Genomic DNA, 14,412 nt, shown 5'->3' with positions numbered 1-14,412 from the left:
TGACCTGGTTCAGAAAAGTTATGCATTTGCCGGTCTCGCAACAAAAAAGTCAGACCCGAAAGCCTGACTTTTTCAGCACAGAAATGATGGATTAGCTGACAATGGAGTCGATCAGCCAGGTTACGACGGATACCAGAATACTGAACAACAACGCAGCGATGAATCCACTAACCTGAAAACCGCCCACCAGATAATCCGTCAGGTATACCATCAAGACGTTGATGACCAGATAAAACAGCCCCAGCGTGATGATCGTAATGGGAATGGTCAGAAAAACCAGAATGGGCTTCAGAAAGGCATTGAGCAAACCCAGTACAATGGCGACAATCAAAGCCGTGCCGAAACCGTCGACACCAACCCCCGGAATGACATAACTGGCGACAATAACAGCGACGGCGCTGATCAGAATACGTATGATAAGACCCATAGTGCGTTTAAAGATTAAAGTTTGACGTCTAAAGTTGTATGAAAAAATAAGCAACTCCAATCTTCAAACCGGAAACTTTAAACCATTGTTTGCCAAATTATTTGGTATGTCGCTGCTGCAATACCGCAATCACCTCATCCAGGTCAATATTTTTCTGTTCGAGCAGGATTAAATAGTGATACAGCAGGTCGGCGGCTTCGCCTTTAAACAGGTCGACGTTGTCATCTTTGGCTTCAATCACCAGCTCAACGGCCTCCTCGCCCACTTTCTGGGCGATTTTGTTAACGCCTTTCCTGAAAAGTGACGAGGTATATGATTTTTCCGTCGGATTTTCCTTGCGGTCGCGGATAATCCGCTGTAAGTAGTTGATGAATAATCCTTTCCCCTGATTTACTTCATCAAAACACGTGTCGGCACCGGTGTGGCAGGTGGGCCCGGCGGGGTGCACTTTGATGAGCAGCGTATCACCATCACAATCGACCAGCATTTCTTTGACGTGCAGGAAGTTACTGGACGTTTCACCCTTGGTCCACAAGCGTTGCTTGCTGCGGCTGTAAAACGTCACGATGTTTTCTCGTACGGTTTTTTCGTAGGCTTCCGCGTTCATGTAGCCCAGCATCAGCACTTTCCCGGTTTCGGCGTCCTGAATGACGGCCGGAATCAGGCCGTCGGTATTTTTGGAGAAGTCAATGTTCATGTTCGAGTCAGACATAATTTGTTACGGCCTCAAGAATCGTTTTCTTAACCGTTGTCCAGCCTGTTTTTTTCTGTAAAAGAACCGGTGTTTCCGTCAGTTCAGCATCATCGAAATAAGTGAGGCTTTTCAATACCATAAATAAATTGTTGGTTTGATATTTTTGCTGGTACCACTCCAGAAGTTGAGAAAGTCCGTATTGGCGCATCAGAAAGTAAATGTCGTAAAAGTCTTTTTTTGCACCACGGTTAGTAATTGCTGAAAGTTTCATCGCAGCAATATCTTTTGTTGAAAACATCCGAATCCCGTCTTCTGAAGTTGCCGGTTCTAACAAAGGATAACGGTAGGTTACGAAATCGACCTTGACATTATTCAACTGTCCACGAAGTCCAATCTTGTTTTCACTAAAAGTAATCCAGTCACCATACTCACTCAATTCGGTTTTGAACAATTCTTTATCGAAAGATTCCGGTGAGAAAAAATCAAGGTCAATCGACAATCGGTGACCCATCTGCAAAGCTAGTGCCGTACCTCCTACCAAACAGAATGACTCAAATATATCCTGAGAGGAGATATATTTCAGAATACCCAGGGTGCCGGGTTCGATAACCGCAGTGTGTAACATCGGAACTGGTCAACTGGCGTTTTAAAATAGGCACTACAAAATGACAAAGTAGTCTGATCTAACCATCTCGCCTGTAAAGCTGCTTCTTTGATTTTATCCAGGCCATAATATCGCTTGATTTCCTGCCAATCTTCAAATGTCCCCCGCTCCAGAACGCGCTCAATAACAAATCGATAATTCTTCTTCCACTGAATCTTTTCGTAGTCGACATCCCAGAATAAGGTTTGACGAAGATTAGGTTTAGAGCTCGTTTTCATCGATTTACGCTGTCGTTCGCATCGGAATTCCCTGCTGGCTCAGAAACCGTTTCAGAGCCAGTATTTCAATTTCTTTAAAGTGAAAAATACTGGCCGCCAAGCCCGCATCGGCTTTGCCGGTCGTAAACACCTCCACAAAATGCTCCATCGAGCCCGCTCCGCCCGACGCAATGATGGGAATGTTGGCTGCGCCCGAAATTTGCGCGGTCAGCTCAATGGCAAAACCGGCTTTGGTTCCGTCGGTATCCATCGACGTCAGCAAGATTTCACCCGCGCCCCGGTTTTCGATTTCCTTCGCCCAGGCCAGGGTTCGCAGTTCTGTTGGTCGGCGTCCCCCGTGCGTATGAACAATGTGCTCTCCATCCACAAACCGGGTGTCGATGGCAACCACAATACACTGACTACCAAACTCTTGCGCCAGTTCATCGACCAGATCCGGATTCCGAACCGCCGACGAATTGATTGAAATTTTATCCGCTCCGGCGTTGAGCAGGGCCGAAACGTCGGCAATAGACGAAATACCGCCCCCGACCGTAAATGGAATGTTGACGGTATGCGCCACCTTGCGAACCAGCTCGATCAGTGTTTTCCGTTCATCGACCGTGGCCGTAATGTCCAGGAAAACCAGCTCGTCGGCCCCTTCGCGGGCGTAGATCGCGCCCAGTTCCACCGGGTCGCCCGCGTCGCGCAAGTTGACGAAATTGGTTCCTTTCACCGTCCGCCCGTCTTTGATGTCGAGGCAGGGAATGATGCGTTTTGTGAGCATAATTGAGGGTTGTTACACAGGGTTGATCAGAGGAAATCAGAGTTTATCAGAGAAACACTTTGATAAACTCTGATTTCCTCTGATCAACCCTGTGTAATAAATCATTTTAAAAACATCGATAACTCCTTCAAGGTAACTCTCCCTTCGTAAATCGCTTTGCCGACGATGACGCCGAACAGATTCATGTCGGCCAGCACTTCCAGATCCTGCATACCACTGACGCCACCGCTGGCGATGATGTTCAGATCGGGAAAACGATCCTGCAAATTCCGGTAGAGGTCGAATGAAGGCCCTTCCAGCAAACCGTCCTTGGCCACGTCGGTGCTGATGATGTATTTAACGCCTTTTTCCACATACTTTTCCACAAAATCATACACCCAGACCTGCGTATCCTCTTCCCAGCCGCTGACGGCAATTTTCTCATTCTTCGCATCCGCGCCCAGAATGATCGTTTCCGGGCCAAACTGCGACAGCCACTTTTCAAAGATATCCGGTTTTTTCACGGCAATGCTTCCGCCCGTCACCTGTTTGGCACCACATTCAAAAACCATCCGCAAATCCTCGTCCGATTGCACGCCACCGCCGAAGTCGATGTGCAGGCGGGTTTTGGCGGCAATCAGCTCCAGCACTTTCCAGTTGACGACGCGTTTTTCCTTCGCGCCGTCCAGATCGACCAGATGCAAACGGGTCAAACCGGCGTCTTCAAACTGCTGCGCCACGTCGAGGGGCCGGGCATTGTATTCTTTTTTCTGGTTGTAGTCGCCCTGCGTCAGCCGGACGGCTTTGCCTTCAATCAGGTCGATGGCGGGTATAATGTGCATACGCTGACGATTGACGATTGACGATTGACCGCTGACCATTGTCAATCGTCAATCGTCCTGTTTTATAATTTCAAAAAATTCTCCAAAATTCGCTGACCAACGTTTCCACTGATTTCGGCGTGAAACTGGGCGGCATAAAAATTATCCCGGTGCAACATTGCGCTGAACGGACGAACATAGTCGCAGACCGCGATGGTTTCCGGGCAAACGTCAGCGCAATAGCTGTGGACAAAATAAACATACGGATTTTCCGTCAATCCTGCGGTCAGCGGCCCCTGCATCGTGATCAGGTTGTTCCAGCCCGTGTGCGGCACTTTAAAACCGGGTGTTGCCGGAAACCGCCGGACATCGACATCGAAAACGCCCATGCAGGTCGTGTTGCCCTCTTCGGAATACCGGCAGAGCAGTTGCATGCCCACGCAGGTTCCCAAAACCGGCTGTTTCAGCGACGGAATGACTTTATCCAAACCACGTTGCCGCAAATAAGCCATGGCGGTGCTGGCTTCCCCCACGCCGGGAAAGATCACCCTGTCGGCCGAGCGAATTTCGGCTTCGTCGTCGGTCAGCAAATAACTGGCTCCGATGCGCTCCAGGGCGTACATGACCGACTGCACGTTGCCTGCGTTGTATTTGATAATGACGGTTTTCATAACAAAAAACCCGGCTCGTGGCAGAACCGGGTTTGGTATCGGGAATTCGTTGTTTCTTGTTCAACCCCAAAAACGCATCCGTTCTGCCGTGCTAACAGACAGAATGATGAGGATTGCGAACGGTTTTTGCGGGATTCATGGGACAAATGTAAACCGGCTGATTCTAAATTCAAAATTACTGGCAGGTTGCCAAAATTTCACCAGCCAGTTTTTTCGCCAGTTCCTGATTGGCTTTTACATCCGTACCAACGGAAGAAATCACCTTGAATGTTGTTCGGCCCTTCAGAACGACCAGTTGGCTACCCGTTATATCCCAGGCTGCGGCATCACCCACGGCGGTTATGGTTTCGTAGCCCTGCGAACTCAGCACGGTATTCCCAACCGCGTTGCCCGCAGCCTGTTCGGATGTAGTTTTTCCACTCTCCTTCAGTTTTTTATCAATCGACGCTGCAATCTGTTGCTTTTCAGCTTCAGTTGCGGTGCGATAAAAGCTTTTGAAATACTTGACCGGGTCCGGATGACGCTTGGTATCTACTTCGTTGATCCAGCACAGGCCGATTCGGTTATGATCCGGAACCTCCATTTCGCGCCCTGCAACGGTCATTTTCCGGGTTCGGCCACTTTTCCAGACATATTCGTAAGTATCTCGTTTGGCATATTTAGGCTCTGATTTTCGGTATTTTAATTCCGCTTTCGACAGATCGCCTTTATAATGCTTTTGAATTGCCGCGAGCGGCAGCAACTGATCCATTTTAGTCTGATACCCCAGAATACAATCCTGGGCATAACTACGGAATCCACCGATAAAACCGGTCAAAATAATAACAAGTAGTGTTTTTTTCACGCTTTACAGTATTCGGATTGGTTTAGGAGTTGATACAATGATCCGAATTGTAAATATGTCAATTTAGGTCTAATTAACCTCCCGATCTTTACTTTTTACCCGAAGTCGTTTTTTGCCAACTGGAAACATTCATTATCAATTCATTGGCTAGAACAAACTTCCCTGTACAACCTCCGGCCGGATGGTTGGCTCCTGCAAATTCAGTCCGCAAACCGCATTGAGTTTCCGAATCCAGTAGCGAATCAGTTCGGGCGCGGTGTCATTATCACCCCCACCGTGAATGAAAAGGTAGGCGGTTTGCAGGCCGTTTTGAAACCATGTTTTCAATCGGTCCACCCAGGCGTCGGCGCGTTCGTAATCAGTCGGATGGCCTTCGTTGGCCACAAACCGCAGCACCAGCCGTGGGCTGGTCAGGCTCATGTGCATGACATCGCGCCGACCAGCTACGTCTGTAATCACCAGATCGCGGTGGAGCACGTGCAGCCGTTCGAGGGTTCGCTGCCAGATTTCGGGCCTGGCAAACCAGTCGGGATGCCGGAACTCGACGGCCACTTCCAGATCGTCGGGCAGGTTTTTCAGGTAGGTTTCCAGAACCGGCCATTTGTCCGGCCCAAACGTGGGCGGCAGTTGCAGAAACGTCGTTCCCAGAAATTCTTCCAGACTCAAAACCGCATTGACAAACGCTTCGGTCAGCGATTCAGCCGCCACCAAAGCGCGGTCGTGGCTGATGGCCTGCGGAAATTTGGGGCAATACACAAACCGGGGCCGAATCGGCGAACCGGCGGCTTCTGTTTTCCACTTTTCAATCATGCCCGGCGTCGGACTGTGGTAATGGGTGCTGTTCAGTTCGATGGTGTTAAACTGCCGGGTATAATGGTACAGGAAATCTTTCTCTTTGGTTTGAGACGGATAAATCCGGCCCACGTAGTTTTTATTCGCCCAGATCGGGCCACCGATGTACACTTCCGGAACCGCCGTCGGCTCGACCTTGTCCCAAACCGTCTGGTTGAACGGCGAATCGGGCGGCAGCGTGAAGTCGACCTGATCGACGGAGGGCAGTTTTCCAAAGTCCATGCGCGTAAAGAGAGGGTCGTTTGAACGTAAAACTAGCAAACTCGGTATTTCGTTTTCGCGCCCGTTCTGAATTGACTAATTTTGTACCGAATATAAACTCTGATTACCTCTGATGTTCTCTGATAAGCCCTGTGTAACAGCTTAAAAGTTATTTCACAGACGGGGCCGCCCGGCGGTTAAGCAGAGAACATCAGAGTTTAGCAGAGAAACAGAACATGATTTCAAAGACGTATAATCCCACAGACATTGAGGCCAAGTGGTATCAGTATTGGCTGGAAAACCGCTTTTTTCATTCCACGCCCGACGACCGCGAACCGTATACCATCGTCATTCCGCCCCCGAACGTAACGGGGGTGTTGCACATGGGTCATATGCTGAACAATACGATTCAGGATGTGCTGGTGCGGAAAGCCCGGATGGAAGGCAAAAATGCCTGCTGGGTTGCTGGTACGGACCATGCGTCGATTGCGACCGAAGCGAAAGTGGTGGCCATGCTGAAGGAACGCGGGATCGACAAGTTGTCGATTGGCCGGGAAAAGTTTCTGGAATATGCCTGGGAGTGGACTTATAAATACGGCGGTATCATCCTGTCGCAGCTCCGCAAGCTCGGCGCTTCCTGCGACTGGGACCGGACCCGGTTTACGATGGAACCGGCGCTGTACGATGCCGTAATCGAAACGTTCGTCGATTTATACAACAAAGGCCAGATTTACCGCGGCATCCGGATGGTGAACTGGGACCCACAGGGCCGAACGGCGGTTTCGGATGAGGAAGTTATTACCAAAGAAGTGCAGCAGAAGCTGTGCTACATCCGGTATGAAATTCAGGGTAGCCATTCAGACGGTGCCGGATCGACGCTCGAAAAAGACTACGTAACGATTGCGACGGTTCGCCCGGAAACGATCATGGCTGATGTGGCCATTGCCGTCAATCCCAACGATGAACGGTATACGCATCTGCACGGCAAAAAAGTGCTTATTCCGTTAATTAACCGCGCCATTCCCATCATCACGGATGAGTATGTAACGATGGATTTTGGTACGGGCTGTCTGAAAGTGACCCCCGCCCACGATCCAAATGACTACGCACTGGGCGTAAAACACAACCTCCCGGTGATCGACATTCTGAACGACGACGGCACGTTGAACGAAAAAGCGCAGATTTTCGTCGGCGTGGATCGCTTTGCCGCCCGGAAAGCGATCATCAAAGAGCTGGACGAAAAGGGTTATCTGGTCGTTGCGGAGGATTACAAATCGAACGTTGGCTTTTCGGAGCGCACCAATGCCGTGATCGAGCCGAAACTGTCGTTGCAGTGGTTCCTGAAAATGGGCGACTTGTCGAAACCGGCACTGGAAAATGTCATGAATGATACCATTCAACTGCATCCGGCCAAGTTCAAGAACATGTACCGTTCGTGGATGGAGAACGTTCACGACTGGTGCATCAGCCGCCAGTTGTGGTGGGGCCACCAGATTCCGGCATTTTACATGAAGGACGGGCGGATTATTGTGGCGAAAACCAAACAGGAAGCCCTGCGGATTGCCCGCGAAAAATACCAGTTGTTTGCGTTGAGTGAAGCGGATCTGACGCAGGATGAGGATGTGCTGGATACCTGGTTTTCGTCGTGGCTCTGGCCCATGGCGGTTTTCAAGCCTTCGTACGACCCCAACGACCCGAAAGCCGCACCGGGCGACCTCGATTATTATTACCCGACCAACGATCTGGTGACGGCCCCCGAAATTCTGTTTTTCTGGGTGGCCCGGATGATCATCGCCGGCTATGAATACCAGGGCCGTGAACCGTTCAAAAATGTGTATCTGACGGGAATCGTTCGGGATAAGCAGGGGCGAAAAATGTCGAAATCGCTCGGCAACTCGCCCGATCCGCTGGATTTGATCGATCAATTCGGAGCCGATGGCGTCCGGACGGGCATGTTGTTCAGTTCACCAGCGGGCAACGATTTGCTGTATGACGAGAAACTGGTGGAGCAGGGCCGGAATTTCTGCAACAAAATCTGGAATGCGTTTCGGTTGGTCAAAGGCTGGAAAGTGAGCGACGATACGAGCGTTGTTGAGCCGCCCTTAGCGGTTTTGTGGTTTGAATCGAAACTGAATCAGACGCTGACCGACCTGGAAGACCATTTCAGCAAATACCGCATGTCGGATGCGCTGCACACGGTTTATAAGCTGATCTGGGATGATTTTTGCTCCCAATACCTCGAAATGATCAAACCGGGCTACGCGCAACAGGATCAGGTTCGGCCAATCGACAAAGTCACGTACGACGCGACCATCGACTTTTTCGAACGGCTGATGAAGCTGGCGCATCCGTTCATGCCGTTCATTACGGAGGAAATCTGGCAGGAAATTAGCGAACGGCAGCCCGGCGAAAGCATTTGCGTATCAACGTATCCAACCGCTGGAACCGTCGACAAAGCGCTGCTCGCCGATTTTGACATGCTGTTCGAGATCATTTCTACCGTTCGGAATGTTCGCAACAGCAAGCAGATCAACCCAAAAACTGAGTTGCCCGTAGCCATCAAAACGGACGATAAAAACCGGTTTACACCTTTGGAAGGTTTGATTCGAAAGCTGGCGGTGGTTTCTGATATCAGTTACGTGACTGAAAAAGCCGACGGCCTTTCGTTCATGATCCGCAGCGTCGAGTTTTTTGTCAACATCGCGGGCGAAATTGACGTGGAGCAGGAACGGGCGAACATTGAAAAGGAGCTGGCTTATACGAAAGGGTTTCTGGAGTCGGTTCTGAAAAAGCTCTCAAACGAGAAATTCGTGGCCAATGCCAAACCGGATGTCATCGACCGCGAACGGCAGAAACTCGCCGATGCCGAAGCGAAAATCAAAACGCTGGAGGAAAATCTGGCGGTATTGTAAGGAAATTTCAAATGTTAAATGATGAACGCTAAATGTAAAAGTTAACGAGTGCTTAGCCTCCTAACTTTTACATTTAGCGTTCATCATTTAACATTTTTCATTCCCTTAATATTTTCACCTCCACCCGCCGGTTCAGCCGCTTGGTTTCCTCGCGCGAATTGTCGGCAATCGGTTTGCTGCCCCCATACGCCTGGGTTTGAATCCGCGATGGCGCAATGCCTTTGTTGGTCAGATAACTTTTAACGGCATCAACGCGTTTCTGCGACAAAGCCACGTTCAATTTCGGATCGCCTACATTGTCGGTATGACCCGCCAGTTCGATTTCCATCGTACGGTTTCGCGTCATGATGGACAGAAGGGAATCCAATTCGGGATACGATTCCGGTTCGATTTCATACGCCGACTGCTTGAACAGCAGGTTATTCAACCGGTAGGTCCGGCCCGCTTCAACCTTTGATCCAAAATTTTCCACTTTTTCGGCGGGTGCCGGCTTGGGTGTCTCTTTTTTCGGTGGTGTCTGGGCCACAACTGAATCCTTCAGAGCCGGTTTCGGGGCCGGTTTTTGAACGGGTGGCGTTGTTGCCTTGGGTTTCGGTTTTACCGGCGGTTTTCGAGCGGGTGGCGTTGCATTTCGCAGATCGTCTTTGTAGGCGATTATACGCAAATCATAAACATTGTAAGGTTGTTGTGAACGGGTTTGGCTCTTGTAAAACCGGACATCTTCCTCAACCAGATCAACCAACTGCACCCCTTTGCCCGGTCGTTCAAAATGCGCTTCACAGGATATCTTGACCGCAAAATCAAACTGGGCAGCTTCCGGTTGGTCTAAAATAGCAACTTCTTCAATTTGTCCATTTTCCAAAACCGCCTTTATATTTTTAACGTAGAGCAGGGCGTATTCACGGTTTCCCTTTTTATCGTAAAGCCGCCAGGAATTGGGATGACCCGGTCCGTATACCGTCTGAGAACTTTGTGCATACTGCAACCGGGGCCGGGGCGCCCTGATCTGATTGTCAGAGACAAAATAGACAATCATTTTATGGTTGGTATACTCCACTTTTGTCACCTGCCCACCGCCATCCACCATTCGTTGAGGAGGATTAAGATCACGCTGAATGATTTTCTGAGCCTGAGCAGGCAACAGCCAACCCAGGCTGAGCAACCACAAAATCAAAAAGCTCCGTTTTATCATGTCGTTCATCACCTCTCGCCCGTTGTAACGTATAGACCTGCTCTTACTAAACGCGGTCTTTTTCACTTTTTGTTAACAAAAAGTGAAAAATTATTCTTTTATTTCTAGTTGTTTCGCTTAAAATACTATTTATAGTGTATTATTGGCGATATTGATAGGACTACGATCGGAACCCACAATTCCACACACATGAGCAAGTGCATTTTTTTAGACCGGGATGGCGTTTTGAATGAAGACCGGACTGACTACGTTTACCGGATTGAAGATTTTATTATTCCGACGGGAGTTGTTGAAGGCCTGCAACTCCTGAAAAATGCCGGTTATTTACTAATTGTCGTTACCAATCAGGCCGGTATTGCCCGTGGTCTGTACTCGCGGAACGATGTCATGCAGTGCCATCAGTACCTCCAGGATCAATGCGGTAACCTGATCGACGACATTTATTATTGTCCGCACCACCCCGATTTCGATTCGCAGTCGCTGTTGCGGAAGCCCGATTCGTTGATGCTGGAAAAAGCCATTGCCAAATACAATATCGACGTCAGCCAATCCTGGATGATTGGCGACGCACCCCGTGACATACAGGCCGGTCAGCGGGTCGGTGTCCGGACGCTGCATATTACGCACGAAATGCCGGAGCGCCCCTTTGGCGACCAACAGGCTCCCAATCTGCTGGAAGCGTCAAAAATGGTGGTTAACGCTGCCTGCTGATTAAGCGAGTTGTTCGGTCGAAACCGGTTGCTTCTGTTGCAAATGGCTGTCATAAGCCGGACACGCTCTGCGTGCACACGAACTGAGCGATACAAGGGCCATCAGACCCAGAATCATGCTGATCTTTTTCATTGCTGGTTAATTTTTTCTGTCCACAAAAACCGGGTGGCTTTTGTGGACAGGGCAAAAACTGTGCTACTTTAATTTTCCTGTTTTTCTAATTCTTCAACCGGCTGTTCCAGTTCTTCGTCCGCTGCTTTAGCGGCTTCGATCTCAAGCGTCACCGGCGTGGCGGTTTGTTTGAAACCCAGAATTTTCAGCATTACTTCGCTATCCTGTTCGGGTGCAAAAAGCCGCGTGGTCAGATTGCCTTCACTGTCCCGGTCCACGATCACGTGCTGCGGTGCCGGAATCAGGCAATGCTGAATGCCACCGTAACCGCCCAACGACTCCTGATACGCACCCGTGTGGAAAAACCCGATGTACTGGTCTTCCGTATCCCGTTCAAAAATAGGCAGGTACAAATCGGCGCTGTGGGCTTCCGTATTGTAAAAATCGTGCGAGTCGCAGGTCAAACCGCCCAGATTGACTTTCTGATAGGGATTATCCCAGTTATTGACCGACAGCATGATGTATTTCTGTCCCAAACCCCACGAATCGGGCAATTGTGTAATGAACGAACCATCGATCATGTACCACAACTCCTTATCGTTCTGCAATTTCTGGTCGATCACTTTGTATATAACGGCGCCACTCTCTCCTACCGTATAACTGCCGAACTCCGTGAAGATGTGCGGCACGGGAACATTGCTTTTATTGCAAATCCACTGAATGCTTTCCACGATCTGATCGACCATCGCCTGGTAGTCGTACGTAAACTGAAACGAGGTCTGAATCGGCATACCCCCGCCAATATCGATGGAATCGAGATCGGGACAGATTTTGCTCAGTTCGCAGTATTTATACATAAACCGGCTGAGTTCACTCCAGTAATAGGCACTGTCCTTAATCCCGGTATTGATGAAAAAGTGCAGCATTTTTAGTTTGAACTTTCCGCTGTTTTGAATCTTCGAGCGGTAGAGTTCATTGATGTCGCTGTAGCGAATGCCGAGCCGGGAGGTATAAAAAGCAAAGTTTGGCTCTTCATCGGTGGCAATCCGGATGCCCAGATTGACCGTTTCGGCCGTCACCGCATCTTCGTAGGCTTCTATTTCTTTCAGGTTATCCAACACCGGAACAACGTTGTAACCTTCATTAATCAATTCGCTGATGTACTGCGTATACAACGGTCTTTTGTAACCGTTACAAATGATAAATGTATTCTTGTCCACCTTTCCGTCTTTGTGCAATTCCCGGATAATCGGAATATCGAAAGCCGATGAGGTTTCTAAATGGATCTTGTTTTTTAAGGCTTCTTCGAGCACAAAACGAAAATGCGACGACTTCGTGCAGTAACAGTAGGTATACGTTCCCTTGTAATTATACCGCTTCATGGCATTCTTGAACAACATGCGGGCGTGTTCAATGTGCTCGGTAATTTTGGGTAAGTAAGTCAGTTTAAGCGGTGTTCCATACTGCTTGATAATTTCCATCAAAGGAACGTTGTTGAACAGCAGATGATTGTTCTCAACTTTGAATTCGAGAGTCGGGAATTCAAAGGTCTGTTCGATCAGGTCGTTGTAGCTTTTCATCCTTTCGGCAGAAGCATAAAAGAGTTTTGTTGGTTTCGAAAAAAGACTGCGAAAATGGCATAAAAAGAGCAGCTTTGCAATGGGGCAGGAACCGGTTTACAAAAACAAAATGTAACACAGACTGCGCGCCTGATTGTCAAGCTGCTGCGTGGATGTCTACTCGCAGTACTAAAAACGAAAAAACGGGGGTTTTGATTCGGGAGTTTATGTTAAATTTTACGGCGTTGTGTCAGGGTCGCTAAAAGAACGAACGGTTTTTCAGCCATCTCGTCAACTTTTCGGTTTCAAATGAAAAGAACTTGTATTTTTAGCGCCACATATTCGACAGAATGAAGCCATTGACCATTCATTTTATTTCCATCGGCGGCAGCGTCATGCACAATCTCGCGATTGCGCTGCACAAACAGGGACACCAGATTACCGGCTCCGACGATGAAATTCACGAACCCTCCCACGCACGGCTTGATCAGTACGGTTTGCTGCCCGCGCAAATCGGCTGGAATCCCGATGCCATTCACAGCGGACTGGATGCCGTCATTCTGGGCATGCACGCCCGCGCCGACAACCCGGAATTGCAAAAAGCGCAGGAACTAAAGCTGCCGGTTTATTCGTACCCGGAATTTGTGTATCAGCAAAGCCAGAACAAGCAGCGTATCGTTATCGCGGGTAGCCACGGCAAGACCACCATTACGGCCATGATTCTGCATGTACTTCACTATCATAAGCGGAATTTTGACTATTTGGTGGGTGCACAGATCGAAGGATTCGAGACGATGGTCAAACTGACCACCGACGCGCCCGTTATTGTTATCGAAGGGGATGAATACGGCACCTCCCCGATCGACCCGCGTCCGAAGTTTTTGCATTACCACCCGCACATGGTTCTCATCAGCGGAATTGCCTGGGACCATGTCAACCTGTATCCGACGTATGAACAATATGTCCACCAGTTTGAACTCCTGGCCGATGCCATGTCGAAATCCGGTACCATCGTTTTTGATGATACGGACGATATGCTGGATGTTATTGCACTGAAAGAACGGGAAGATGTGACCCGCCAGCCGTATGACGTGCATCCGTACCGGATCGAAAACGGCAAAACCGTATTGGTCTCCAAACAACACGGCGACATCCCGGTTCTGGTTTTTGGCGAACATAATCTAAAGAACATCAGCGGTGCGCTGGCCATTTGTGACCACCTCGCCATTACGGAGGAAATGTTCTACGCGGCCATTCAGACGTTTAAAGGTGCCAGCAAGCGGCTGGAGAAAGTGAAAGACAATGGCTCAACCCTCGTCTTCCGGGATTTTGCCCACGCTCCTTCCAAAGTGGAAGCCACCACGGCGGCTGTGAAAGCGCAGTTCCCCGACCGGCGGCTGGTCGCCTGTGTCGAGTTGCACACCTTTAGCAGTTTGAACAAAACCTTCCTGAAACAATACCGGGATAAGTTGGACAAAGCCGATGTGGCCGTCATTTTTTACAGCCCGCACACGCTGGAAATCAAACACCTCGACCCGATCGACGCAGCCGAGATTGCAACCGCTTTCGACCGCCCCGATTTGCAGGTCTTTACGGATTCCGCAGAATTGGAAAACTATCTGAAAAGTCTGGCGAACGACCAACCTACGGTTTACCTGTTTATGAGTTCCGGAACGTTCGGCGGGCTGAAACTGTCTTGAACTAAGATTACGCGGATTAAAGGATGAAGAGGATATAAAAAGTAAGATTGCGGCAGCCATCCTCTTCATCCTTTAATCCGCGTAATCCCG

General features: G+C 49.4%; 15 protein-coding genes. 3 read left to right on the top strand and 12 right to left on the bottom strand.

The window, feature by feature from the left end; all coding sequences use genetic code 11:
- Window positions 1–91 precede the first annotated feature (91 nt).
- The 9 genes from ACO064_RS15145 to ACO064_RS15105 all read right to left on the bottom strand — a co-directional run bounded on the left by ACO064_RS15145 (window position 92) and on the right by ACO064_RS15105 (window position 6,158).
- Window positions 92–427: a phage holin family protein gene (locus ACO064_RS15145; RefSeq protein ID WP_114407755.1), complete on the bottom strand. Its 336-nt coding sequence runs from the start codon at window positions 425–427 to the stop codon at window positions 92–94.
- A 97-nt stretch (window positions 428–524) separates the two neighbouring features.
- The gene (gene hisIE / locus ACO064_RS15140) at window positions 525–1,139 is read right to left on the bottom strand and encodes a bifunctional phosphoribosyl-AMP cyclohydrolase/phosphoribosyl-ATP diphosphatase HisIE (RefSeq protein WP_421828105.1); all 615 of its coding nucleotides are present in this window, start codon (window positions 1,137–1,139) and stop codon (window positions 525–527) included.
- On the bottom strand, window positions 1,132–1,746 hold the full coding sequence (locus tag ACO064_RS15135; RefSeq protein WP_421828104.1) for a nucleotidyl transferase AbiEii/AbiGii toxin family protein: 615 nt from the start codon (window positions 1,744–1,746) through the stop codon (window positions 1,132–1,134). The genes hisIE and ACO064_RS15135 overlap by 8 nt, the downstream gene beginning before the upstream one ends.
- Window positions 1,701–2,003 carry a DUF6922 domain-containing protein gene (locus ACO064_RS15130; protein ID WP_421828103.1) on the bottom strand — a complete coding sequence of 101 codons (303 nt, stop codon included), beginning with the start codon at window positions 2,001–2,003 and terminating at the stop codon, window positions 1,701–1,703. Before ACO064_RS15130 ends, ACO064_RS15135 begins: the two co-directional genes overlap by 46 nt.
- A 4-nt stretch (window positions 2,004–2,007) precedes the next feature.
- Window positions 2,008–2,769 (bottom strand): imidazole glycerol phosphate synthase subunit HisF, encoded by a 762-nt coding sequence (gene hisF / locus ACO064_RS15125; RefSeq protein WP_421828102.1) that lies wholly within the window; start codon window positions 2,767–2,769, stop codon window positions 2,008–2,010.
- A 101-nt stretch (window positions 2,770–2,870) separates the two neighbouring features.
- Entirely contained in the window at window positions 2,871–3,590 is a 720-nt protein-coding gene (hisA, locus tag ACO064_RS15120) for a 1-(5-phosphoribosyl)-5-[(5-phosphoribosylamino)methylideneamino]imidazole-4-carboxamide isomerase (RefSeq protein ID WP_421828101.1), read from the bottom strand.
- A gap of 62 nt (window positions 3,591–3,652) precedes the next feature.
- Entirely contained in the window at window positions 3,653–4,240 is a 588-nt protein-coding gene (gene hisH, locus ACO064_RS15115) for an imidazole glycerol phosphate synthase subunit HisH (RefSeq protein WP_421828100.1), read from the bottom strand.
- Between the two features lie 175 nt (window positions 4,241–4,415).
- Window positions 4,416–5,084 carry a hypothetical protein gene (locus ACO064_RS15110; RefSeq protein WP_421828099.1) on the bottom strand — a complete coding sequence of 223 codons (669 nt, stop codon included), beginning with the start codon at window positions 5,082–5,084 and terminating at the stop codon, window positions 4,416–4,418.
- Between the two features lie 147 nt (window positions 5,085–5,231).
- Window positions 5,232–6,158 (bottom strand): DUF72 domain-containing protein, encoded by a 927-nt coding sequence (locus tag ACO064_RS15105; RefSeq protein WP_421828098.1) that lies wholly within the window; start codon window positions 6,156–6,158, stop codon window positions 5,232–5,234.
- Window positions 6,159–6,373: 215 nt separating this feature from the next.
- Here ACO064_RS15105 and ACO064_RS15100 point away from each other — a divergent pair, with 215 nt between their 5' ends.
- Complete coding sequence (locus tag ACO064_RS15100; protein ID WP_421828097.1) at window positions 6,374–9,049, top strand: valine--tRNA ligase; 2,676 nt, start codon at window positions 6,374–6,376, stop codon at window positions 9,047–9,049.
- A 97-nt stretch (window positions 9,050–9,146) separates the two neighbouring features.
- On the opposite strand, the gene ACO064_RS15095 is transcribed toward ACO064_RS15100, so the two are convergent.
- Complete coding sequence (locus tag ACO064_RS15095; protein WP_421828096.1) at window positions 9,147–10,250, bottom strand: OmpA family protein; 1,104 nt, start codon at window positions 10,248–10,250, stop codon at window positions 9,147–9,149.
- A 180-nt stretch (window positions 10,251–10,430) separates the two neighbouring features.
- Between ACO064_RS15095 and ACO064_RS15090 the strand changes: the two genes are divergently transcribed.
- Window positions 10,431–10,952, top strand: coding sequence for a D-glycero-alpha-D-manno-heptose-1,7-bisphosphate 7-phosphatase (locus ACO064_RS15090; protein ID WP_421828095.1), 522 nt, complete (start codon window positions 10,431–10,433; stop codon window positions 10,950–10,952).
- Here ACO064_RS15090 and ACO064_RS15085 read toward each other — a convergent pair whose 3' ends face one another.
- On the bottom strand, window positions 10,953–11,084 hold the full coding sequence (locus ACO064_RS15085; protein WP_421828094.1) for a hypothetical protein: 132 nt from the start codon (window positions 11,082–11,084) through the stop codon (window positions 10,953–10,955).
- Between the two features lie 68 nt (window positions 11,085–11,152).
- Window positions 11,153–12,643 carry an arginine decarboxylase gene (locus tag ACO064_RS15080; RefSeq protein ID WP_421828093.1) on the bottom strand — a complete coding sequence of 497 codons (1,491 nt, stop codon included), beginning with the start codon at window positions 12,641–12,643 and terminating at the stop codon, window positions 11,153–11,155.
- A gap of 329 nt (window positions 12,644–12,972) precedes the next feature.
- On the opposite strand from ACO064_RS15080, the gene ACO064_RS15075 reads away from it, so the two are divergent.
- On the top strand, window positions 12,973–14,322 hold the full coding sequence (locus ACO064_RS15075) for a UDP-N-acetylmuramate--L-alanine ligase (RefSeq protein WP_421828092.1): 1,350 nt from the start codon (window positions 12,973–12,975) through the stop codon (window positions 14,320–14,322).
- Window positions 14,323–14,412 lie beyond the last annotated feature (90 nt).

Source organism: Larkinella sp. (assembly GCF_965227735.1).
Lineage (GTDB): Bacteria > Bacteroidota > Bacteroidia > Cytophagales > Spirosomataceae > Larkinella.
The sequence above is the reverse complement of the archived record's forward strand: the minus strand, read 5'-3'. Positions and strand labels throughout refer to the sequence as shown.